Source organism: Roseivirga spongicola (assembly GCF_001592965.1).
Classification (GTDB): Bacteria; Bacteroidota; Bacteroidia; order Cytophagales; family Cyclobacteriaceae; genus Roseivirga; species Roseivirga spongicola.
This window is the reverse complement of sequence record NZ_LRPC01000012.1, coordinates 531852-554818: the sequence shown is the minus strand read 5'-3', so window position 1 is coordinate 554818 and position 22967 is coordinate 531852. Positions and strand designations below refer to the sequence as shown.

The 22967-nt window shown below is 40.3% G+C and carries 14 protein-coding genes and 1 other RNA gene; 12 read left to right on the top strand and 3 right to left on the bottom strand.

What is annotated here, in order from left to right; genetic code table 11:
* Positions 1–24: 24 nt before the first annotated feature.
* The 6 genes from AWW68_RS10325 to AWW68_RS10300 all read left to right on the top strand — a co-directional run bounded on the left by AWW68_RS10325 (position 25) and on the right by AWW68_RS10300 (position 9329).
* Complete coding sequence (locus AWW68_RS10325) at positions 25–4494, top strand: translocation/assembly module TamB domain-containing protein (RefSeq protein ID WP_068220415.1); 4470 nt, start codon at positions 25–27, stop codon at positions 4492–4494.
* A gap of 39 nt (positions 4495–4533) precedes the next feature.
* Complete coding sequence (locus tag AWW68_RS10320; protein WP_068220413.1) at positions 4534–5835, top strand: cryptochrome/photolyase family protein; 1302 nt, start codon at positions 4534–4536, stop codon at positions 5833–5835.
* Between the two features lie 17 nt (positions 5836–5852).
* The gene (locus AWW68_RS10315) at positions 5853–6746 is read left to right on the top strand and encodes a DUF2279 domain-containing protein (protein WP_068220410.1); all 894 of its coding nucleotides are present in this window, start codon (positions 5853–5855) and stop codon (positions 6744–6746) included.
* Positions 6747–6798: 52 nt separating this feature from the next.
* Positions 6799–7677, top strand: a complete 879-nt coding sequence (locus AWW68_RS10310; protein WP_068220406.1) for a hypothetical protein — start codon at positions 6799–6801, stop codon at positions 7675–7677.
* A 27-nt stretch (positions 7678–7704) separates the two neighbouring features.
* Positions 7705–8024: RNase P RNA component class A (gene rnpB / locus AWW68_RS10305), an RNA gene on the top strand.
* A gap of 150 nt (positions 8025–8174) precedes the next feature.
* Positions 8175–9329 carry a sigma-54-dependent transcriptional regulator gene (locus AWW68_RS10300; protein ID WP_068220403.1) on the top strand — a complete coding sequence of 385 codons (1155 nt, stop codon included), beginning with the start codon at positions 8175–8177 and terminating at the stop codon, positions 9327–9329.
* Here AWW68_RS10300 and AWW68_RS20075 read toward each other — a convergent pair whose 3' ends face one another.
* Both AWW68_RS20075 and AWW68_RS10295 read right to left on the bottom strand, forming a co-directional pair.
* Positions 9330–9470 carry a hypothetical protein gene (locus AWW68_RS20075; RefSeq protein ID WP_157717607.1) on the bottom strand — a complete coding sequence of 47 codons (141 nt, stop codon included), beginning with the start codon at positions 9468–9470 and terminating at the stop codon, positions 9330–9332.
* A 97-nt stretch (positions 9471–9567) separates the two neighbouring features.
* Positions 9568–10557 (bottom strand): LuxE/PaaK family acyltransferase, encoded by a 990-nt coding sequence (locus AWW68_RS10295; protein ID WP_068220400.1) that lies wholly within the window; start codon positions 10555–10557, stop codon positions 9568–9570.
* A gap of 73 nt (positions 10558–10630) precedes the next feature.
* On the opposite strand from AWW68_RS10295, the gene AWW68_RS10290 reads away from it, so the two are divergent.
* Positions 10631–11392 (top strand): hypothetical protein, encoded by a 762-nt coding sequence (locus AWW68_RS10290; RefSeq protein WP_157717606.1) that lies wholly within the window; start codon positions 10631–10633, stop codon positions 11390–11392.
* Positions 11393–11404: 12 nt separating this feature from the next.
* Here AWW68_RS10290 and AWW68_RS10285 read toward each other — a convergent pair whose 3' ends face one another.
* Entirely contained in the window at positions 11405–13816 is a 2412-nt protein-coding gene (locus AWW68_RS10285; protein ID WP_068220394.1) for an alpha-ketoacid dehydrogenase subunit alpha/beta, read from the bottom strand.
* 328 nt (positions 13817–14144) lie between these two features.
* On the opposite strand from AWW68_RS10285, the gene ald reads away from it, so the two are divergent.
* The 5 genes from ald (at position 14145) to AWW68_RS10260 (ending at position 22966) form a co-directional block, all read left to right on the top strand.
* Positions 14145–15260: an alanine dehydrogenase gene (gene ald, locus AWW68_RS10280; RefSeq protein ID WP_068220391.1), complete on the top strand. Its 1116-nt coding sequence runs from the start codon at positions 14145–14147 to the stop codon at positions 15258–15260.
* 68 nt (positions 15261–15328) lie between these two features.
* Positions 15329–16159: an SDR family NAD(P)-dependent oxidoreductase gene (locus AWW68_RS10275; protein ID WP_068220388.1), complete on the top strand. Its 831-nt coding sequence runs from the start codon at positions 15329–15331 to the stop codon at positions 16157–16159.
* Positions 16160–16246: 87 nt separating this feature from the next.
* A complete protein-coding gene (locus AWW68_RS10270; protein ID WP_084375651.1) occupies positions 16247–18103 on the top strand; it encodes a 7TM diverse intracellular signaling domain-containing protein in 1857 nt (618 codons plus the stop codon).
* 250 nt (positions 18104–18353) lie between these two features.
* Positions 18354–21407, top strand: coding sequence for a SusC/RagA family TonB-linked outer membrane protein (locus AWW68_RS10265; RefSeq protein ID WP_068220384.1), 3054 nt, complete (start codon positions 18354–18356; stop codon positions 21405–21407).
* A 17-nt stretch (positions 21408–21424) separates the two neighbouring features.
* Positions 21425–22966: a RagB/SusD family nutrient uptake outer membrane protein gene (locus tag AWW68_RS10260; RefSeq protein WP_068220381.1), complete on the top strand. Its 1542-nt coding sequence runs from the start codon at positions 21425–21427 to the stop codon at positions 22964–22966.
* The last annotated feature ends 1 nt before the right edge of the window (position 22967 follow it).

Sequence of the window (22967 nt, the reverse complement as noted above, 5' to 3'; positions counted from 1 at the left end):
ATCATAGCCTCCCCATTTATCTTATTGGCATTAGTTGCGCTACTCATTAACCTACCGCCAATTCAGAATTATGTAATAGACAAAGCCACTACTTACCTCACGGAGGGAACGGGCTATAGAACAGAAATAGGCTACGCTAACATCAAGTGGTTCAACTCGATAGCTTTAGATAACACCAGAATTTACGATGAAAATGGAGTAACCATGGTTGGCATTGATGAGTTGGCTCTTTCCTTTTCCATCAGCGACATTCTGGGTAAAAAAAATATTAAAACTAAAGAGGCTTGGCTCAATGGAGCAGATGTAAACCTGAGAAACCATGCCAGTGGCGGACTGAATATTGACGAATGGGCCGATAGAATTTCAGCGCTTTTAGCATCTGAAAACACCCAACCTGGGGAACCAAGTATGTTTTCTATCGATCAAATCACGCTGATCAATTCGAAATTCAGTATTTCTGACAGTAGAAAGGATAGTATAAAAGATGGTTTCGACTACAATCACTTTCAACTACTAGACCTTAATGCAGACCTACTAAACCTTAAAACGGTCAGAGACACATTTCAGATTGACGTAAAACAACTCAGGACGAGAGATTCAGTTTCTGGCCTCAGCATTGACAACCTAGAAACCTTCTTCAGAAACTCTAGGTATGGCTTAACCTTCTTCGATTTAGACCTTCAAATGGGTAAAACCCACATCAAAGACTTTGTAGAGTTAAAACGCGATAAACCGAGTCAAATGGCCTCTTTTATAGATAGCGTTGCTATAAGAGCCGACTTTGACAACACCATCATTCACACTAATGAACTCAGCTATTTTGTACCAGAACTAAAAAAATATGATCAGGCAGTAGACATTTCAGGGCTATTTCAAGGAACAGTTAATCGTTTTTACTCCGATAATTTCGCCATTGCCTTTGGCAACGATTCTCGGTTCAAAGGCTCTATTGATATTGAAGGCTTGCCGAATATCAACCAAACCATCTTCAGTTTAAACCTGCGAGAGTCTACACTTAAAGCCACAGACCTGCGGCAATACATGGGTCAGCAGACATTCCGAATTTCCAATAAATTTGGCCTGATTAAAATGTCTGGCAACTTTGATGGGCTACTCAACAACTTTGTGGCCGATGGAATTTTCGACACCCGAATGGGGCATATCGAATCGAACATTAAGATTGAAATTGAGGACAATGAGTTGCCGCAATATTCTGGTGAGCTTTTCCTCAAAAACTTTGAATTAGGCCGATTCACGGAAGTCCCTAACTTTCAAAGGGTAGATTTAGATGGAAGCTTAGCAGGCAAGGGCTTTACACTTGAAACAGCCAACTTTCAACTAGATGCGCTCATTCCAAAGGTTGGCATTAATGGCTACAACTATACCAACATTGAAACCGATGGCACTTTTGCTGAATCGTTTTTCAATGGACAGGTAGATGTTAATGACCCCATGTTTAAACTCTTTGCCACAGGGTCTGTAGATTTAAGAGACAACAATAAAATCTTCAAGCTTCGCGGTCGGCTCGACACAGCCTTGCTAAAAGAAGTAAAACTAACGGAAGAAGACATGGAGCTTTCTACTAGCTTCGACCTAGACATCAGTGGCCTAAAACTCGATAGTATTCAAGGGAAAATAGACCTCACCGAAACTTTCTACAGATATGAAAGCCAAAGTATTGACTTAGACTCAGTTTACTTTGGTGCATCTAGAGGGGCCACAGGCAGAAAATTAACCGTCTCCTCCGATTTATTCTATGCTGATTTCAATGGTGATTTCGAGTTTTCAGAAATTTCGCGTGAGCTCTCCAACATTAGCGAACAGTACAGACTTCAGTTCTCCTCTAGAAGTGATGAGGTAGCACAATTCATTCGTAGAAACCCTAGAACGAGTAATAACTTCAACATGAACTATCAGTTTGAGTTGTACGACATTACCCCGCTCATTCACATATTTGATAGCACAATATATGTATCTAAAAACACCAACATTGATGGGCGCTTCACCAATGAGAATAATGAATCGATAGTACTTAATACTAAGATCGATACCGTACAATTCGGCAAAATCAACTTCTATGACAATGAAGTAAACATTAACGCCACTAATATTCGAGACCAAGAGAAAGTGCTTGCCTTAGGTTACATTTCTAGTGAGAAACAGGTTTACGCCAATTCTACAGAAACAGATAAAATGGTTTTTGAAGCTGTTTGGGACGGAACACACATGGACTTACGCCAAAACGTAACACAGCTAAGCAGTGGTAATTATGCTGAAATAGGTGCCGACTTAAACTTTTTCCCAGACCGAACCGAACTGCGTTTTGGTAATTCCAACATTACCATTCTGGAAGAGACCTGGCAAATCACTGATAACAACGTGGTAGTATTCGGAGATGAAAAAATAACCATAGAAAACCTCAGTGTTTTCAACACAGACCAATCCATAAGTTTTGACGGAAATATTGCTATTGCCCAAGATACCGCTCAAAGCTTATCAATAGAGTTTCAAGAGGTAGAGGTAGCCAATATTAACCCGCTGGCTAATGAGTCTTATACTGGAAGGGTGAATGGCTCTATTCAGGCACAAAACTTATACTACAACCCATTAATCTTTGGAGACCTATCCATTGAAGAATTCAGAATCAACAATTTCTTGGTGGGTGATTTGGAAGGAAGCATGAGCTGGAACGATTATCGAGAACGTTTCGACATAGATTTTGATGTAGATCGACTTGGCAGAAATACTATTTCCATGACAGGAGCCTTCTACCCCTCCAGAGATGAAGAGCAACTAAACATAGATTTACTGTTAAATGAAGCCAACATCAATATTGCCGAGCCCTATATAGATGATTACTTCTCTGAATTAGGAGGTTTTATAGATGGCAGATATAAAATTACAGGTAACACCAATGCACCAGTAATGAAGGGGCTGGGAGCCATCAAAAATGGCCAGATGAAGATCAATTACCTCAATACAAAGTACAGCTTTAATGGAGATGTTGATTTTCAAGAAAGATACATTTCACTTGAAAACCTTCAATTCTTAGACGCAAGAAGTAGACAAGCCCAATTTAGTGGGAGAGTCAGTCACAACTATTTCAGAGACTTTAGGCTTGACTTGATTGGTCAACTGAATCAGTTCCAAGTACTAAATACCAATCAAGATGTTGGAGATGTCTATTATGGAGGTGCCTACGCAACAGGCCAAGTCTCTTTAACAGGAGAAGCTTCTAACCTCACCATATCGGCTAATGTAAGAACGGAAGCCGATACTAAAATCTACATTCCAATTACTGAAGAAATTGAAGACAACGATGTCCCCGAATACATAACGTTCGTAGACCGAACTGTTCAAGACACCACTTCTACCGAAAGCATCATAGATTTAGATGATGTAAACAAGATTAAAATAGAAGGGCTAAAACTAGACCTTGATATTGAGGTAACACCAGACGCTTATGTTGAAATAATTATAGACCCAAAGACTGGTGATATTATTAGAGGGCGTGGAGAAGGGCAGTTAAGGCTTTTGATCGATACACAGGGAGAATTCCAGATGACTGGTGACTTAGACATTACTGAAGGAGCCTACAACTTTTCACTTTACAACCTCATAACCAAAGAATTTGATATAGAACAACCGAGCACCATCACTTGGTATGGAGACCCGTATGAGGCTATTGTAGACATTAAGGGTTCGTACAATCAAAGTACCTCAATTGCCCCACTTTTAGTTGATGCTGGTTTTGTAGAAACCAATGAAGATGGTAGCTCATCGGCCTCTTCCAGAAGAATTCCAACCAAAGTCTTATTGTTCCTCACTGGTCCAATGCTTTCCCCTGAGATCAGCTTTGATATAGATTTTAGCGAAGCCAACATTAACGACTACAATGTAACCACCGCCTTAAATGCATTTGAAGCAAGAATAAACGGAGATGAACAGGAGTTGAACCGTCAGGTTTTAAGTTTAATTGTACTCAATAACTTTCAAGCACAAGGAGGTTTGACAGTGGGCGGAAGATCTTCTACCCAAAACGTAAGCCAGTTACTTTCTAATCAGTTGAGCCAGCTAGTCGCGCAATTAGACGAGAATCTGGAGGTGAATTTTGACCTCGCAGATTTAGACGAAAATAGCTTCAACACCTTCCGCTTAAGGCTAAGCTACACCTTTCTCAATGGTCGACTAAGAGTTACTCGAGAAGGTGGTATTAGCGGCCTGCAAGATATTAACAGTATTGCTGGTGATTGGACAGCCGAATACCTCCTTACACCTGATGGAAAATACAAGGTGCGAGTTTATTCACAAACCAATTACGATTTGGCCAATTTGGCGGTTAACAGAAACGCCACCAACCAAACCACCGGAGCCAGCATTTCGCAAACCACCAGCTTCAACACGCTAAGGGAATTTTTTCAGGGAGTGAATCGAAAACGTCAGGAAAGACAAAGTGATAATTCTAAAGAGAATAATTCCAGAGGATCGAACTAAATTAGATAGCGATAGTTTGGTTTAGAGAATTACAATCCAATGTCTAAAATTTCAATTTTTTGGTTCCGAAGAGACCTTCGCTTTATAGATAATACAGGGCTTTATTATGCATTAAAAGAGACGAAAGATGTGCTTCCTGTTTTCATCTTCGATAAAAACATTCTGGATAAATTAGAAGACAAAGCCGATGCAAGAGTAGAGTTTATTCAATCTACACTTGAAGCCATGAACAATGATTTAGCTTCGAAAGGCAGTGGAATTAAAACCTTCTACTCTACCCCACTCGAAGCATATAAACAGCTTATTGATGAATATGAAATCGAGGCTGTTTACACCAATCGTGACTATGAGCCTTACGCTAAAGACAGAGACAAGCAGATTGAATCTCTATTGAAAGAAAACAACATAGACTTCTTCACCTTTAAAGATCAGGTCATCTACGAATACGAAGAAATTGTTTCTGGTTCAGGAAGCTTTTATAAGGTATTCACCCCCTACAGTAAAAGTTGGAAAGAGAAATACAAGGCTAACAAACCTGAAATTAAGTCTAGTGCATTGCGCTTCGAAAATTGGGTGAAACTTAAAAACAACAAAGTCCACTCGTTAGAAGACATGGGGTTTGAGCCTACCGAGGTCAAGATACCATCATCGAATGTAGAAGAGGAAGTACTCAAACATTACGATAAAAAAAGAGACTACCCTGCGCAAGATGCTACCTCTAGACTAGGCATACATTTAAGGTTCGGAACTATTAGCATCAGACAATTGGCCGAGAAAGCCATCTCCTTGAATGAGACTTTCCTAAACGAGCTGATCTGGAGAGACTTTTACGCCATGATTCTGGCAAATAATCCAAAGGTTGTAGACAACGCCTTTAAGAAAGAGTATGATCAAATACAATGGAGACAAGATGAAGAAGGCTATGAGAAATGGTGTAAAGGCAAAACTGGCTACCCAATTGTAGATGCCGGAATGCGCCAGCTAAATAAAACCGGTTACATGCACAACCGAGTAAGGATGGTTGTCGCCAGCTTCCTGACCAAACACTTACTGATAGATTGGCGATGGGGTGAAGCTTACTTCGCCAAAAAACTGCTAGACTTCGATCTAGCCTCTAATAACGGTGGCTGGCAGTGGGCTGCAGGAACTGGCACTGATGCACAGCCATACTTCCGAGTATTCAACCCACAATCCCAAACCGAAAAATTCGATCCAGACCTGAAATACATCAAAAAATGGGTTCCAGAATACGGCACAGATAAATACCCAGACCCGATAGTCGAACATAAATCGGCTAGGCAACGGGCAATTGACACTTACAAAAAAGCTTTGGACAAATAGAATAAGTATATTTCGGCATGCGGAGATTTGCCATTTTCATCTGCTTACTAATATGTACTTATGCTCAACTCTTAGGACAAAGTGGGATTGCTCACCCGGTGGAAGTTGATTATCCAATCAACCTTAAAAAGGTGAAACTTTACGGAGGAATTGGCTACGCTACCGGAATGCTAGTACTCAGCCAAGCCTGGTATGCAGAAAATGGTCTAGAGCACTTTAAATTCTTTAATGACAATGCCGAGTGGCTCCAAGTAGACAAGCTTGGGCATACTTACGGCACTTATCATTTGTCTAGAATCAATTATGAGCTTTTAAGAAGAACTGAATTAAGCGATAACAAAGCACTACTTTGGAGCTCAGTATTAAGCTCAGCCCTATTTCTCCCTATTGAAATACTTGACGGTTTCTCTCCTGATTACGGCTTTTCATACGGAGACATAATTGCCAATGCTGCCGGATCTGGCATGTTCTACTTTCAACAGAAGGCATGGAACGAACAACGTATAAAATTCAAGTTTAGCTTTCAGCCAAGTAGTCTAGCGGAGTTAAGACCAGAAACATTAGGGAGTAATTTTCCAGAAAGGTTACTCAAAGATTATAATGGACAGAGCTATTGGCTTTCTTTCGATATCCATGCATTCGCCAAAGAATCCAAATGGCCCAAATGGATAAACTTGGCCTTGGGTTATGGGGCACATCAAATGATTTTTGCCCGAAACCGTGAAAATGAAGCTGCTGGCTTCAATAACTATAGACAATATTATTTGGGTTTAGATTTCGACTTAAGCCACATTCAAACCAGCAGTAGATTTTTGAAAACTGTTCTCTTCTTAACCGATTTCATTAGACTACCAGCCCCAACTCTGCAATTGAGTCAAGGTAAAGTAACTGGCCACATTCTTTATTTCTAACACTAAGCTGTTCTTACTTACGTTATTCCATCTGAATTCAATCTAAATACACATGCAAGCTAAGTCTTCAGTAAAGTTCATCATTGTTTCCATACTTGTTTTTGGCTGCTCTAAGGTAAACCCTATCCCTACCGTAGAAGAACAGTTCGACATTCCTGAAGGAGTGAAAGAGCCATTAGCCTTTGAGTTTATGATTCACGATGTTGAAGGAATTGTCTTTAACCTTCTCCACTCTCTTCATGAGCGTGATCAAGGTGTGGTTTCTACCCATGAAGACTACAATGTATTCGCAGGGAGAGGTGAATGTGCCAACCAACAACTTGATACCGACTTAAACATTCTACTATTAAACTATGGTAACGGATGTACTGATGATTCTCAAAAGATTAGACGAGGGCAGATTGAGCTGAACTATTCAGATCCTGATGACAAGATTGGTAACGTTGTAACTGTCGTTTTAAGAAACTATCATCTTAATGGTTTAGGATTGCATGGTCAAATAAGGATTGAAAATATATCTCAAACCAATTCAACTGATACCAAAAGATACAGTCTCTCTTTTTCGAACCTAGAGCTAACTATAAATTCAGAAAGCTCCATTTTCACAGGTAACCGTGAAGTTAACTACGCTAAGAAAAATGGCAGCCAATTCGAAACTACTGAGCTCGATTACTTCGCTTCAAATAATTACAGGTTCGAAATCTCTGGTCAGAAAGCATTCAACTTAAGTACACCTTCCACTTTGTTGAACACATTTAACTGCTGGCTGAATGAAACGTACTTCCCGAAAAGTGGAGCTTTTTCTATTCAAGAAGTAGCTCAAAAAGAAACCACCACCATTGATTTTGGATCGGGAGCTTGTGATTACAGTCTTCTCATTACAGATATTGACAACAATCAGAAAAGCTTTGACCTCTCTGCCATACTGTAAACCCAACCATTCAACTATATTTGCAGCGATATAGACCGTCTTATCGCTGTTCTGAGTAATCAGAAGGGAGGAAAGTCCGGGCACCACAGGGAAGCATAGCGGCTAACGGCCGTCATTCGTCAACTGACGGAGAGGACAAGTGCAACAGAAAGAATGTACAGGTAATGCTGTAGTGAAATCAGGTAAACTCTATGCGGTGAAATGCCACGTATACTTGTGCTTGAGGGTACCCGCCCGATACAAGAGGGTAGGCAGATTGATCCTGATAGTAATGTCAGGACTAGATAAATGATAAGATCATCCCAAAAGGGAGTAGACAGAACCCGGCTTACAGGTCTATATCTTTTTCTTTTTATTGTGTTTGGTGAAGTAAAACCAGTTTATTGGTAATTCACAGCATAAACACTCACCTGTTTTCAATTTTAGCACTATTTTCGCTAGAAGAGTAAAGCACAAACTAATTACCCAATTTACTAATCCACTAATTCACCAGAGATATGGCAAAAATCCTGATCATTGATGACGAGCAAAGCATAAGAAGTACACTCAGAGAAATTCTCGAATACGAGAAGTACACTATCGATGAAGCCAAAGATGGCCAGGAGGGACTTGAAAAACTGATTTCAGATAAGTTTGACATTGCTCTCTGCGATGTAAAAATGCCAAAGATGGATGGTATTGAATTGCTTGAGCGCGTTCAGATGGCAGGCATAGATACTCAGTTCATCATGATCTCTGCGCATGGTACTATTGAAACAGCTGTGGACGCTACCAAAATGGGCGCTTTCGACTTTGTGCCGAAGCCACCAGATTTGAACAGACTCCTGCTTACGGTTAAAAATGCTTTGGACAAGTCATCTTTAGTCACTGAGACTAAAACGCTTAAAAAGAAGCTTTCCAAGAAGTATGAAATGATTGGCGAGACTGCTGCTTTGTCTGAAGTAAAAGAAATGATGGACAAGGTAGGTCCTACTGATGCTAGGGTTTTGATTACAGGCCCCAACGGAAGTGGTAAGGAGTTGGTGGCTAGAGGTCTTCATGAAAGAAGCAACAGAGCCTCTGCCCCGTTCATTGAAGTGAACTGCGCGGCCATTCCTGCCGAACTCATTGAAAGTGAGCTTTTCGGTCACGAGAAAGGAGCGTTTACTTCAGCCCACAAACAAAGAATTGGAAAATTTGAACAAGCCACGGAGGGAACGCTTTTCTTGGACGAAATCGGAGACATGAGCCTTTCTGCTCAAGCTAAAGTTCTTAGAGCACTACAAGAGCATAAAATCAACCGTGTTGGTGGAGATAAAGACATCAACGTAAATGTGCGTGTATTTGCCGCAACCAATAAAGACCTAAGAAAGGAGATTGCAGAGAACAGGTTCAGAGAAGACTTATATCATAGACTAAGCGTAATTGTCATTCAGGTTCCACCTTTGAAAGACAGAAAAGACGACATTCCTTTATTGGTCGATAAATTCTTAGAAGATATTGCCCAAGAATATGGCACCAAAAAGAAGTCGTTGAACGAAAAAGCCATTAAAGCCTTACAAGACTACGATTGGTCTGGAAATATCAGAGAGTTACGCAACGTAACAGAAAGGCTTGTGATAATGTGCGGAGAGGAAATCGGTGAAGAAGATGTAAAGAAGTACCTGATTTAATCAGAACTGACCCTCTTTCTTTTCTTCTTTTTTCTCCTGCTTATCTACTTTTACGTAAGCAGGACATAGTTCTTGAGCGCAAGAAGTGATTCCTAAGAAGGCCAGAGATACTAGCAAAATGATCAGTTGTTTCTTCTTCATGATCTAGAATTGTGGCTTAAAGATAAAAATTCAAATTATTTTTCAGCCTTGTTGATGAATATAATCTTTGATTTAACGGGCTGAACTTCCAATTATTTTAAACTACTAAAAGGTTGCACCCTCTAATATCGGAGTTATCTAACCTTCCCTTTACCTCAAAACTACCATCACTATATACAGAGCCTAGGTCTTTGGTTTCAATGAATGAGCAGGTATAAATGTTAGCCAAGTCAATCACATTCAGGGCCACCGTTTTGTTCTTAGAAGGATAGTTAAGGGGATCATTCATATCTCTTCCCATTACAGCCATAGTATTACTGCACTGAAACACACCCTGTCCTTTAGAATAGCCCTGAGAAAACAGTTCCGTCATACCATATTCTGAATGAATACATACCACTCCAAAAGCATCTTGCAACCTATTATGAACTTCCGAACGCACTAGCTCTTCTCTCCTACCCTTCATTCCACCGGTTTCCATGATAATTAGATCTGGAAAATTTATGGAGTACTCTTCAGCAAAATCCAACAAGGCGAAAGTCACACCCCACAAAATTACTTTCTTACCAGTCTCTTTTAAGCTTAAGAGATGATCATACAACTGCTGAAACTCGTTTAAGTAAAACCCTGACTCTTCCGATTCCGTCTTCTGAATAAAATGATTGACCATTGAAATTAGGCCAGAATTACCTCTCTCTAAATATGAGGGAAGCAAGGCCAGAATCACATAATCAGATAATTCACCGTACTCCTTTTCAAAAGCAGTAACGCAGTTTTCTAGATACAAAGACTCACTGTGTACGAAATGCTTGCTAGTTTCTGAACCAGTAGTACCACTGCTCTCAAATACCAATTGTTCATTCCAACTTCCTGTTCGGATATCATGAGATTTAAAAAACTCTATAGGAAGAAAAGGAACTTGCTCCAACCGCTCAACCAAGTTAGGTGTCTTCTTTAAAGAATCGCACCACTCTTTATAAACCAGATTATGGGTATACTGAAGCTTAAAGATATCTATGGCCAGCGCCTCAAAGGTATTTGGGCCAACTGTTTTTATTCTGTCTATTAAACTATTGAATTGGAGCATTCGTTATACAGCCTGAGGTGATGATTCACTTAGGGCAAATATTATTATAATTGTATTCATATAAAGGTAATCCATGAGATTAAGCTTCTCGAAATCGTTAGTTTTTGCATTTCTTCTTAGTATGGCCATTTTGGCCTGTAACAGACCACCCGATTTGCCAGTAACACCTGAGGTTAGTTTTGCCGATGTGGTATTTGAAGTAAAAAATGCTGGAGACCCACTATTTGAGGAAAACACCCTAAAACTTTCTATCAACATTCAAGATGGCGATGGTGACTTGGGCCTTTCAGGAGAAGAAGCTTCTGGGCCTTATGCTCCATATAACTTGGTTGAAGAAAATGGCGAACTTGTCCAGTTTGGTCAACGCCCAGAAGACCCACCATTCACCTGTCTAGATTACATAGTTGAAGATAAGGAGAACTTAGATGTAAATGGCGATGGTGATTTTGCCGACACCTTGTTGATAAACTTCAATGAAAATCAATTCAATATTGAAGTAGACTTTTTTGTAAAGCGGAATGGAACTTTTGAAGAAGTAGATTTAAGAGCCCAGCCTGCAGGAAGCGCCAACGAGAACACCTTCTGCGGTATATCTTTCGATGGTAGATTCCCTTGTCTATCTTCTGAAGACAATCCTTGTTCTATAGTTAGAAACTCAAACCGACCTATTGAGGGAGTTATCACCTATGATATGGTTTCTGGCATATTTCTACCTCTGTTTAGAACAGATACCATTAAACTGGAATTTAAGATAAGAGATAGGGCTCTGAACACTAGCAATGTAGGTGAGAGCCCTGAATTTACTCTTCAAAGTATTAGACGAGAGGTAAACTAAGCCCCCTAAACTTTAGTAAAGCTTAGGGAACCTATCTGGCTCTACTTCGCCCATTAAATCGTACACCTTTTCAAAGACCGTCTCTACGCTAGGTTTAGACCAATAGTCGCCATCAGATGCATAAGCTGGTCTATGTTCTGCTGCGGTAATAGTAACAGGCTGAGAATCTAAGTGGAAGTATCCATTTTGCTCCTCAAGTACCTTCTGCATCATGTAAGCAGAAGCACCACCTGGTACGTCTTCATCGGCAAATACTACTCTATTAGTCTTCTTCAACGACTCAACAATGGAGTGATGTACATCGAAAGGAAGAAGAGATTGTACATCAATAATTTCAACCGAGATTCCTACTTCTTGCAGTTCTTCAGCAGCTTGCTCAACAACTCTGCACATAGAACCGTAAGTAATTACGGTAACATCTGAACCTTCTTTGATCACCTCTGGCACACCAACAGGCACGGTAAACTCACCAATGTTATCTGGAATTCTCTCCTTAAGTCTATAACCGTTCAGACATTCGATAATCAATGCTGGGTCGTCCGACTTGAGCATTGTATTGTAGAAACCAGCAGCCTGAGTCATATTTCGCGGCACCAACACATTGATACCTCTAAGGCTATTCAAAATCATTCCAATTGGAGAACCTGAGTGCCAAACACCTTCTAACCTGTGTCCTCTAGTTCTAATAATTAAAGGAGCCTTTTGACCTCCTACAGTTCTGTACTGCAGAGTAGCCAAATCGTCACTTAGGGTTTGAATGGCATAAAGCAAATAATCCAAATACTGAATTTCAGCTATTGGCCTCAAGCCTCTTAAGGCCGCCCCAATACCTTGACCAATAATGGTGGCCTCACGGATACCAGTATCAGTAACCCTTAGTTCACCATACTTAGCCTGAAGACCAGCAAAAGCCTGGTTAACATCGCCAATCTTACCAACATCTTCACCAAAAGCAATTACTCGTGGATCTCTGCTTAACGCAGCATCAAAGCAGGCTTGTAGAACTTCTCTACCATCTACCAAAGGAGAAGATTCAGAGAAAGATGCCTTTACCTCTTCAACTTTAAGAGAAGCCTCTTCAGACTCACTCATTACATGAGAGCTAAATCTTCTATAATTCTCCTCATCACTTTTCTTTAACCAAGCAACAAGAGAAGCTCTAGAAGAAGTATTTTCATTTCTGGTTAGGCGTAAAACCTTCTTTACAGCCTTATAAGTATCTAAACGAATTGGGTTTAGGGTTTTCTTAAGCTCAGAAACGATCTGAATTATTTGACCACCATGCTCACTTTCTTGAGCCAGCGCTTCAATAATTTCAACCGCCTTTTCTTGGTCTTTCTTAATATCTTGTAGGAAAGCATTCCATGCAGCCACTCTTGCCGACTTGGCCGCATCTTTTGCTTCTTTCTCCAATTGCTTTAGTTCTTCCTCAGACGCTACATTGTTTTCTAAGATCCACTCCTTGAACTTCACTAGACAGTCGTGGGCTTTTTCCCACTCTAATCTTTCTTTAGTCTTATACCTCTCGTGTGAACCAGAAGTAGAGTGTCCTTGTGGTTGAGTAACCTCTTGAACGTGCACCAATACTGGAACATGCTCTTCGCGAGCCACCTTTTCTGCCTTTTGGAAAGCAGCTTTGAGCCCTTCATAATCCCAGCCTTTAGCCTTTATTATTTCGTACCCCTTATTGTCTTTATCTCTCTGAATTCCGGCTAAAAACTCAGAAATACTGCCTTTGGTGGTATGATATTCCTGTGGAACCGAAATACCATATTCATCGTCCCAAACGGCCATAACCATTGGCACCTGTAGCACGCCAGCCGCATTAATAGATTCAAAGAAGTGCCCTTCTGAAGTTGAAGCGTTTCCGATAGTACCGAAGGCAACTTCATTACCCTTTATAGAGAAATCGGTAAACTGGTGTAGGTCTTGATTTTGCTTGTAGAGCTTGCTGGCATACGCTAAACCAACTAATCTTGGCATTTGCGCTGCTGTTGGAGAAATATCTGAGCTTGAGTTTTTCATAGAAGTCTGAGACTTCCAATTGCCCTGCTCATCTAGCAATCTGTTAGCAAAGTGACCATTCATTAAACGACCACCAGAAGCAGGATCTGCCTCTACAGAAGTATGTGCATAAAGCTGCGCGAAATATTGCTGAACTGTAAGCTCACCAATAGCGAACATAAACGTTTGATCTCGGTAGTAACCAGAACGGAAATCTCCGTTTCTGAAAACCTTAGCCATTGCAATCTGAGGGAGCTCTTTACCATCGCCAAAAATTCCGAATTTGGCTTTACCCATAAAGACCTCTTTTCTACCAATTATACTGGCTTCCCTACTTTCAACCGCTAGTTTATAATCTTCTAATACTTCCTGCGCGTTTATTTTCTTCTTACTAACAGTCTTTGATTCTCCCACAAGCATGAAATTTTAAATTTCTACGTACTATTACGTCTAACAAATGTAACCAGAATAAGAGACAAATCAAATTTGGCAAACCCTTATTTTTCGAGACATTTTTAGAATAAAATACCGCAAAGCGTAATTTTTCATCATTTTTATTGGCCAAAACGAATCTATGACAAATTTTATTTCTTTTAAATATTAGGCTGTAAAAGAAAATTTCATAGTTTTCAACTTTCGAAATACATCATTCTGATTCTCAGTAAAATGGGCGTTTTTAGGCCGAACGGCAAACGTTTGTAATATCCGCTTACTATATTTGCCACTCAAAATTTTAAACTCATTAGACATGATCATTGGCGTTCCAATAGAAATTAAAAACAACGAGAATAGAGTGTCTCTAACCCCTGGTGGAGCACTAGAGTTGATCAAACGTGGTCACGAAGTTTATATACAAACTAATGCCGGCTTAAACAGCGGTTTCCCTGATGAAGCTTATGAGGAAGTTGGTGCCAATATACTACCAAGCATTGAGGCTGTATATGACAAAGCCGAAATGATCATGAAGGTGAAAGAACCTATTGAGCCTGAGTACAAACTCATCAAGAAAGATCAATTGGTATTCACTTATTTCCACTTCGCATCTTACGAGCCATTAACACACGCCATGATTGAAAGTGGTGCTGTTTGTTTGGCATACGAAACAGTTGAAAAAGCAGATAGAAGCCTTCCTCTGTTGATTCCTATGTCTGAAGTAGCAGGTAGAATGGCCACTCAGCAAGGTGCAAAATACTTAGAGAAGCCAATTATGGGTAAAGGTGTTCTCCTTGGAGGAGTACCTGGTGTTTCTCCTGGTAAAGTATTAGTTCTAGGTGGCGGTATTGTAGGAACTCAAGCCGCAAAAATGGCTGCAGGTTTAGGTGCTCAAGTAACCATTATGGATGTGAACCTAGACAGAATGAGATACCTTAATGACGTTATGCCTCCTAATGTGGTTACAAGATACTCTAATGAAGTAAACATTCGTGAGCTTATCCCTCACATGGATTTAATCATTGGCTCTGTACTTCTTCCTGGTGCTAAAGCGCCTAAGCTAATCACCAGAGACATGTTGAAAGAAATGCAACCAGGTACTGTATTGGTAGATGTTGCTGTAGATCAAGGTGGCTGTTTCGAGACTTGTACTCCAACAACGCACGAAAATCCAACTTTTATTATCGATGATATTGTGCACTACTGTGTTGCAAACATGCCAGGAGCTGTACCTTATACTTCTACCATTGCTCTTACTAACGCCACACTTCCTTACGCTATTCAGCTAGCTAACAAAGGCTGGAAGAAGGCTTGTCAGGAAAACAAAGAGCTAGAAAAAGGCTTGAACGTAGTTAACGGTGATGTAGTTTATGAAGCGGTTGCTGAGGCTTTCGATTTAGACTACGTTCCAGTAGAAAAATACTTGGCCTAAGGGTTCAACTTATAGAGATTGAAAAGGGACTCAGTTGGGTTCCTTTTTTTATTTGTTAAATTTCCGAGATGAAGAAAACAGCACTTGTAACAGGAGCTGCTGGTGGCATAGGTTTAGAGTTCTGCAATGTTTGTGCCCTCAATGGTTACAACCTACTCCTTATAGACATCAACTTTCAGTCTCTAGAAATTGCTAAAAGTAGTCTTGAATCATTGTATTCAGTAGACATCAAAATCTTTTCTCAAGACTTATCAGACCCTGAGGCAACTAATAGCATTTGTAGCTTTATAGATAGAGAGCATATTGAAGTAGAGCTCCTTTTCAACAATGCCGGCTTCGGAAATTTCGGTTATTTCGCTCAAAGTAGCTGGGCAAAAGACAAAGCCATGCTTCAGGTTCATATGGTTACAGCCACAGAGTTAATGAAAAGGATATTGCCAGGAATGGTAGAAAGAAAAGTAGGCTACATTCTGAATAATGCATCAGTTGCCGCTTTTGTGCCAGGGCCACTTATGTCTACCTATCATGCCTCTAAAGCCTATTTATTGAACTTCTCACAAGCATTAGCAAACGAGGTTAGGGCTAATGGCGTTCATGTGGCTGTTTTATGCCCCGGTATGACAAGGACTAACTTTGCAAAGTCTAATGGAAATGAAAACCCGAACATAAAATTCAATATTGCCGATGCAAAGAGCGTTGCTGAATTTGGCTATGAAGGATTAATGAGTGGAAAAGTTGTCTTAATACCAGGCTTCTGGAATAAGCTGAGTGCTTTTTTACCACGCTTACTAAGCAGAAACAGAGTGGCCAATATGGTCGGCAATATTCAGCGAAAAAACCATGCTAAACGCATAGACGGAAAAGCTGCCGAACCAATTTCTTTAGAAAAAGCTTCTTAAGTTCTTAAAAGACAGTAGACACACCTTAACCAATCGTTTGGTTGCTAATTTTGTACATTAGATAAAAGAGAGTCTACTGTTGGACCCATGCTATTTGTAAAAGCTTTCATTATTTCCTTGTTGCTAAACTTCTTTAGCCCCTACCAAAACTCAAGGGAAAGAATATTTATAGACGATTCTAGCGATAGGTTTCTCCTCGCATTTAATGATTTACCCATTCTCATAGACAGCACTGGGTCTATGTCTTTTGAGTTAGTAAGAAACTCTCAGAAGCAGTTTCTAATAACTCCTGGCTACAAACCAAAAGATTACTGCACCACCTGCACCTATTGGATAAAGGTACCATTGCTTGTAGCAAGAGACCTTGAAAAGGAATGGATGATAGAATTCTATGACCAAACCATAGACCACATCTGGGCTTACTTTCCTCAAGAAGACGGAACCTACAAACAGTACCATGTAGGAGATGCCATCCCTTTTAAAGACAAATCTTTCAACCACAAAAACTTTCAATGGATAATAGATTCAGAACTAGAAGGTCAGCAGGAAGTCTACTTTAGGGTTCAATCTCACCTGTATGCTGACCTAAGGGTTTCCATCAGAACAGTTAACCAGTTTGTCGGATATGCTCTAAATGAATACTTCTTATACGGCATCTTTTATGGAATGATCTTCATCATTTCCATCTATAACATGTTGATTTTCTTTGCCATAAGAGAACAGAAATACCTCCTCTACACTTTCTATATTTTGAGTGTGGGCGTCTATGCCATGTGCGTAGACGGCATAGCCTATCAATATCTATGGCCTAATTGGCCTCAGTGGAACCAAATTGCTTACGGTACGGCCTTATTCTCGCTTATCTTTTGGTCCTTATTGTTTTCTAGAAGGTTTTTAACCACCAGCACCAAAGCACCTCAGTTAGATAAATTACTACTGGGTACGCTCGCAGTAAGAAGCCTCATATTCCTATATGCCTTAGTTTTCGACCATTCAATTTTTGAATATCGCAACATAGAAATCATTCCCCTTTCTTTAATCTTCTATTCTGGCATTCGGGTATGGTTAAAAGGCTTTAAACCTGCAAGGTTCTTTGTGGTGGCCTATGGTATTCTCTTTCTAGGTTTCTTAACTAAGGCCCTCATCTACCTATCCGTTATACCATTAGTAACCATAAGCTATTACAGCCTTCATATTTGCTTTTTGCTAGAAATGATATTCCTAACGTTTGCACTCAGCGATAGAGTTAGAATTCTTAAGTCGAACAGAGATAGAGCATTACAGAGAATAATAAACCAACAAAAGGAGAATGCAGAGCTGAAAGACAAGGTAAACAGAGAACTGGAAGAGAAGATCAAGGAAAGGACTCGCCAGCTTGAAGAGAAAAACCTTCTCTTGGCCTCTACCAATCAAAAGCTAATTGAGCAAACTAAAGACATCAACGCAATCAATTCAAAGCTCGATTTAGACAACTGGAAGCTAAAGAACAATATAAAAGAAATTCTACAAGACAGACTTATCAACAAGAATCTGAGCTATGAGCAGTTTCAGAAAATATTTCCAGATCAGCCTACTTGCTACAGGTTTCTAGAAAAGCTTAAGTGGGGCGATGGCTACCATTGTGCCAAGTGTAGCAACACAAAATACAATGAAGGAAAGACTAAATTTATGAGAAGGTGCACTAAGTGCGGCTACAATGAATCGGTTACCAGTAACTCCATTTTCCACGGCATTCGTTTTCCAATAGACAAAGCCTTCTTCATTCTGTACGTCACAAATAATAGACAAAAGGAATACACATTAGATCAGCTTTCAGAAATGTTAGACTTAAGGCGTAACACCATCTGGAATTTTAAAAAGAAGATTGAAAACGTTTACGATGGCGATGCCAAAAACTCAACAACAGTTTTGGTTCACAACCTATTCAGCTCACACATAAATTAGCCCCTAATTCAATCTTGTTACCAAAGAGGGATATGCAAACGTTTTCACTGTTTAAACCAAATTAAAGGCCGTTTTTTAATGAGATTAAGGCGCAAAAAACACCTCCCAAAAAGGCCGTTTTAAGCGCATAAAAAAGCGATTTTATTTTCCACTTCTTGACAGTTTTTAACACAACGATTACAATTACATAGTGTAATTCAAACGATTTACTCGCACGACTTTACCTATTACCAAAACAAATGAATAAGGCATGAAGAAAACTCTAAGCTCGTACTTTAAAGTACTTCCTTTACTTCTACTGTTTGCCCTGAGCCAACCTCTCAGTGCGCAGACTGTACAGGTATCAGGAACTGTGTTGTCTGCAGAAGATGGACAACCTCTACCAAGTGTTACTGTCCGCGAAAAGGGCACTAACAATGGTATGACTACTGACCTTGATGGTAAATACCGACTTCAGGTATCTAACAATCAAGCGGTTCTCGTATTTAGTTTCGTTGGTTTTGTTACGCAAGAAGTTCTTGTGGGCAATCAGACCACAATCAATGTTACGCTTTCTCCAAATGTGAGTGAATTGGGAGAAATTGTAGTAGTTGGTTATGGTAGCCAAGAACAGAAAGACATTACCTCCTCAATCTCTACTGTGAAAAGCGAAGAAATCGCTAAAGTACCAACTGCGCAAGCCATGCAGGCGCTTCAAGGTAAAGTTCCAGGACTGCAGATTGTAAGTAGCGGTGCTCCTGGTGCAGCTCCTACAGTTAGAGTTCGTGGAGTTGGATCTTTAGAAGGTAATGCAGCCCCTCTATATGTGGTTGATGGTATGTTTTTTAACAGCATCGACTTTCTAAACACTTCCGACATCGCTTCAATCTCGGTATTGAAAGATGCATCTGCTTCCGCTATTTATGGTGTAAGAGCATCAAACGGTGTAATCCTGATCGAAACTAAATCAGGAAGTTATAATAAGCCCGCTGAAATCGTTTACAACGGATACTACGGTATTCAAACTGCCCAAAACGTATTGAAAGTGGCTAACGCTCAGCAATTCACTAACTATGCTTTAGCTACAGGCTCTAGTGCCGATGCTGCATTTATCGACAATGCCTTACAGAGGTTCGGTAGAAGCAGAATCGATCCGAACATTCCAAACGTTAATACCGACTGGTATGGAGAAGTAATGGAGTCTTACGCCCCTCAGCAAAACCATACGCTTTCTGTAAACGGAGGTAGCGACAACACCAGATACTCTCTTGGAGTGAGCTACTTTAAGCAAGACGGTTTAATGAAGTTTACTAGAAACGAGTATGAGCGTGTAAACTTACGTTCTAAAATCGACTATGATGTAAGTGAAAACTTCAGAGTTGGTGGTAACATCAACATTAGTAACGGAACTCAATATGTTGGCGAAAACTCGGTTTGGTTCAAGAGTTTCTTTGCTGTTCCTATTCTACCAGTTTATGACGACTTAAACACGGCAGCCTCTCCTAACAGGTTTGGTAACGCTCAGGTATTAGGCTACAGAGGTTCTCAAAACCCTTTGTTCGACCTCTACTACAATGACAACAGAAACAAAATCAACAAGTTCTTGGCCAATTTCTATGCAGAATTGGATATTATCCCTGAGACTTTAAAGTTCAGAACAGCTTATAACTACAGCTTCTCTCAGGTAAACTCAAGAAACTTAAATTTCGACTTCAATGATGGTGTAACTGAGCGCGTTTCTTCAATTAATAGAAGCCACGCAACCAGCTTTAACCAAATCTCCGACAACTACTTAACATTCAATAAGCAGTTTGCAGGAAAGCATAACGTAACTGCAGTAGCTGGTTATTCTTACAGATCTGAAACAAGCGAAGGTGTGTTTGCCGGTGGTACCGAGCTTTTCCCTTCTCCTAGCAGATTAAATGAAGAGTTATGGTATATCTCATTAACTCAAACTAGAGATGAAACTGCTTATGGTGACTACGGAAGCAAGCTTTACGGTTCTTCTTACTTCTCTAGACTAGCCTATAACTTTGACGACAGATACCTACTTTATGGAACTTACCGAAGAGATGGTAACAACAAATTCCAGCAAAAATGGGGTGACTTCTTCACAGTTGGTGCTGGTTGGGTACTTACCGAAGAAGACTTCTTCGATGTATCTGCTGTAGACTTCCTTAAAGTAAGAGGTGGTTGGGGTCAGCTTGGTAACGATGGTGTTGCTGCATCAGTTGGTGAGCCAACTATCGATCAGAGATTTGTTGCTATTGATGGCGAAAGAGTATCTGGAAACGTAGTAATCCCAACCTTTGACTATGTAGATAGATGGGAAACTACAGAAGAGTTGAACATTGGTGTGAGTGCTAGAATGTTTAACGAAAGACTTTCTGTAGAGGCTGACTACTTCCAGAGAGATACTAAAGACGCTTCAGTAACTATTATTCTTCCTCTTATTAGATCTAATGTAAGACGTAGTGCAGGTAGCTTCAGAAACGAAGGTTTCGAATTGGCTCTTAACTGGTCTGACGAAATTGGTGATGTAAGATATAGCGTTGGTGGTAACCTAGCTACGTTGAACAATGAGGTATTGAGCCTTGGTGGCCCACAATACTTAGATGCTGGTTCTGCTGAGTTCCGTCAAAGATCAATTATTGGTCAGCCATTACAGGCATTCTTTGGTTATGAGACAGACGGTATTTTCCAAAATCAGTCAGACATTGACAACTATGGTTACACTTCAGAATTTGTAACAGACTCAGGCATTGAGCCAGGAGACTACAAATTCAAAGATCAGAACCAAGATGGTGTAATTGACGACCAAGACAGAGTTGTTCTAGGTTCTTACTTACCAACTTTAACGTACGGGTTCAACTTTGCAGTAAGCTACATGAACTTCGACCTTTCTGCAGACTTCCAAGGAATGTCTGGACATAGCATTCTGAATAGAAAAAGAGGTGAAATCATCTTTACTACAGATACTAACATTGATGCTGAGCTTGCCGAAAACCTTTGGACAGGTGAAGGAACTTCTAACAAATACCCTTCTGCTGCTGGTCTAAGAAAAGGTTGGAACCAGAGCATGAGCGACTACTTTGTAGAAGATGGCTCATACTTCAGAATCCAGAACATTCGACTCTCTTATAACCTAATCAACCAGACTGTTTTAGGTACAGAAATACCTGAAACCCGCATCACGTTCACGGCAGAAAAGCCGTTGACCCTGTTTAACTACAATGGTTTCAACCCAGAAGTAGCTAACGGAATCGATAGACAGACATATCCAATCCCTGCTGTTTACACCCTAGGTTTAAATATCAAATTTTAAGATAAAAGAGATTGAAAATGAATAAGTTACAATATTTCAAAAGTCTATTCGCCCTTTCGCTCACATTAGTGTTTGCAACGGCTTGCGATGATTCATTGGACGATCCGTTGGAAGGTCAAGTGCTTGTTGAAGGTACAGATTACACCTTAACCGAGAACATGCCTTTATTGCGCATTGGAGCATACGATTTGCTTTACGACCTTCAGTGGGAAACCTTCCCTATTATCTCTGTAAGAGGTGATGATGTTAACCCTGCGGGAGATCAGTTTCCTTTAACTGAAACTGACCAGTTCAGATACGATCGTTCATTCTGGATGTACAACTCTACTTGGTTGAACTTCTATGATGACATCATAAAATGGCATGGCGCTATGGAAGAAATTGCCAAGTATCAGGCCAATGCTGCTAACCCAGCAGAAGGAGATCAATACATTGCAGAAATCAAGGTAATGATTGGTTGGGAGTTACTCCAACTTTCAAGATTATGGGGAGATATATTGATTCCTACAAGTTCTCAAACTGATGATCTTTACACCACTCCTGTTTCTTCTCAGCAAGAAGTGATGCAACACATCTCAGACTTAATGGATGAAGCTGCTCCATTATTAGCAAGCATTCGTCCTAACCAGAGAACTGATATCAAAGGTGGAATAACCAAGTACACAGCTTTAGCAGTAAAAGCTATGGCTAACCTTGAAATGAAAAACTACCAGGGTGTGGCAGATGCTACTGGCGAAATCATTAGCTCAGGTGCTTTTGAGCTTTACAATGACTACTACGAACTATTCAAGGTTCCTGGTAAGCTTAGCAATGAGAGCCTTTTAGAGTTCCAGTACTCAGACTTTGGTCAGAGTTCAGGTAATGCAGAGTACTATCTACACCAATTCTTCGGCCCTAATAACTGGACTCCAGCAGTAGCTGGTTCTGGCGCAGGCTGGGGTTTCTGGGAGCCTTCTATGAAGTACATCAAGTTTATGTTAGATAGAAATGAGACTGTCAGACTAGAAACAAGTGTACTCTTTACCAGAGAAGGAATTGAAATGATTCAGTCAGACCCTAATTACACCAACCTTCCTGCTTTTGTGTCTAACACAACTCGCGATGGTGATGTAATAGGTAGAACAGACGCTCAGCCAAACCCAAGAGCTAAATTCTCTAGTGGTAAGCACTACCTTCCATCTAATCAGTTAACTACAGGCAGAGTTCGATACGGTGAAAACAAAAACGTATTGGTGATCAGATACTCTGAAATTCTACTAATGCATGCAGAAGCACTAGTAAGTGGTGCAACCAGTTCTGCAATGAGCGCTGTAGACGCAGTAAACGAAGTAAGAGGAAGAGCTGGTCTTACAGACCTTGCCACAGTAACGCTAGACGATGTACTGAACGAGAAGTTTGCTGAATTTGGTCTTGAGTGGGGAATTCGTTTTTACGATGTAGTAAGAAACGGTCGTACTACTGAATTGAACAGAGATGGAAGAACCTTCGGTACTGACGATCAGTATTTGCCTTACCCATTGGCTCAACTAGACTTGTTAACTCAATTATCTGACAATTAAG

Bases quoted from the DNA above. Each gene is read 5' to 3' on its own strand.
- AWW68_RS10320 (WP_068220413.1), top strand. From the start codon at position 4,534: ATGTCTAAAATTTCAATTTTTTGGTTCCGAAGAGACCTTCGCTTTATA.
- AWW68_RS10315 (WP_068220410.1), top strand. From the start codon at position 5,853: ATGCGGAGATTTGCCATTTTCATCTGCTTACTAATATGTACTTATGCT.
- AWW68_RS10310 (WP_068220406.1), top strand. From the start codon at position 6,799: ATGCAAGCTAAGTCTTCAGTAAAGTTCATCATTGTTTCCATACTTGTT.
- AWW68_RS10300 (WP_068220403.1), top strand. From the start codon at position 8,175: ATGGCAAAAATCCTGATCATTGATGACGAGCAAAGCATAAGAAGTACA.
- AWW68_RS20075 (WP_157717607.1), bottom strand. From the start codon at position 9,470: ATGAAGAAGAAACAACTGATCATTTTGCTAGTATCTCTGGCCTTCTTA.
- AWW68_RS10295 (WP_068220400.1), bottom strand. From the start codon at position 10,557: ATGCTCCAATTCAATAGTTTAATAGACAGAATAAAAACAGTTGGCCCA.
- AWW68_RS10290 (WP_157717606.1), top strand. From the start codon at position 10,631: ATGAGATTAAGCTTCTCGAAATCGTTAGTTTTTGCATTTCTTCTTAGT.
- AWW68_RS10285 (WP_068220394.1), bottom strand. From the start codon at position 13,816: ATGCTTGTGGGAGAATCAAAGACTGTTAGTAAGAAGAAAATAAACGCG.
- ald (WP_068220391.1), top strand. From the start codon at position 14,145: ATGATCATTGGCGTTCCAATAGAAATTAAAAACAACGAGAATAGAGTG.
- AWW68_RS10275 (WP_068220388.1), top strand. From the start codon at position 15,329: ATGAAGAAAACAGCACTTGTAACAGGAGCTGCTGGTGGCATAGGTTTA.
- AWW68_RS10270 (WP_084375651.1), top strand. From the start codon at position 16,247: ATGCTATTTGTAAAAGCTTTCATTATTTCCTTGTTGCTAAACTTCTTT.
- AWW68_RS10265 (WP_068220384.1), top strand. From the start codon at position 18,354: ATGAAGAAAACTCTAAGCTCGTACTTTAAAGTACTTCCTTTACTTCTA.
- AWW68_RS10260 (WP_068220381.1), top strand. From the start codon at position 21,425: ATGAATAAGTTACAATATTTCAAAAGTCTATTCGCCCTTTCGCTCACA.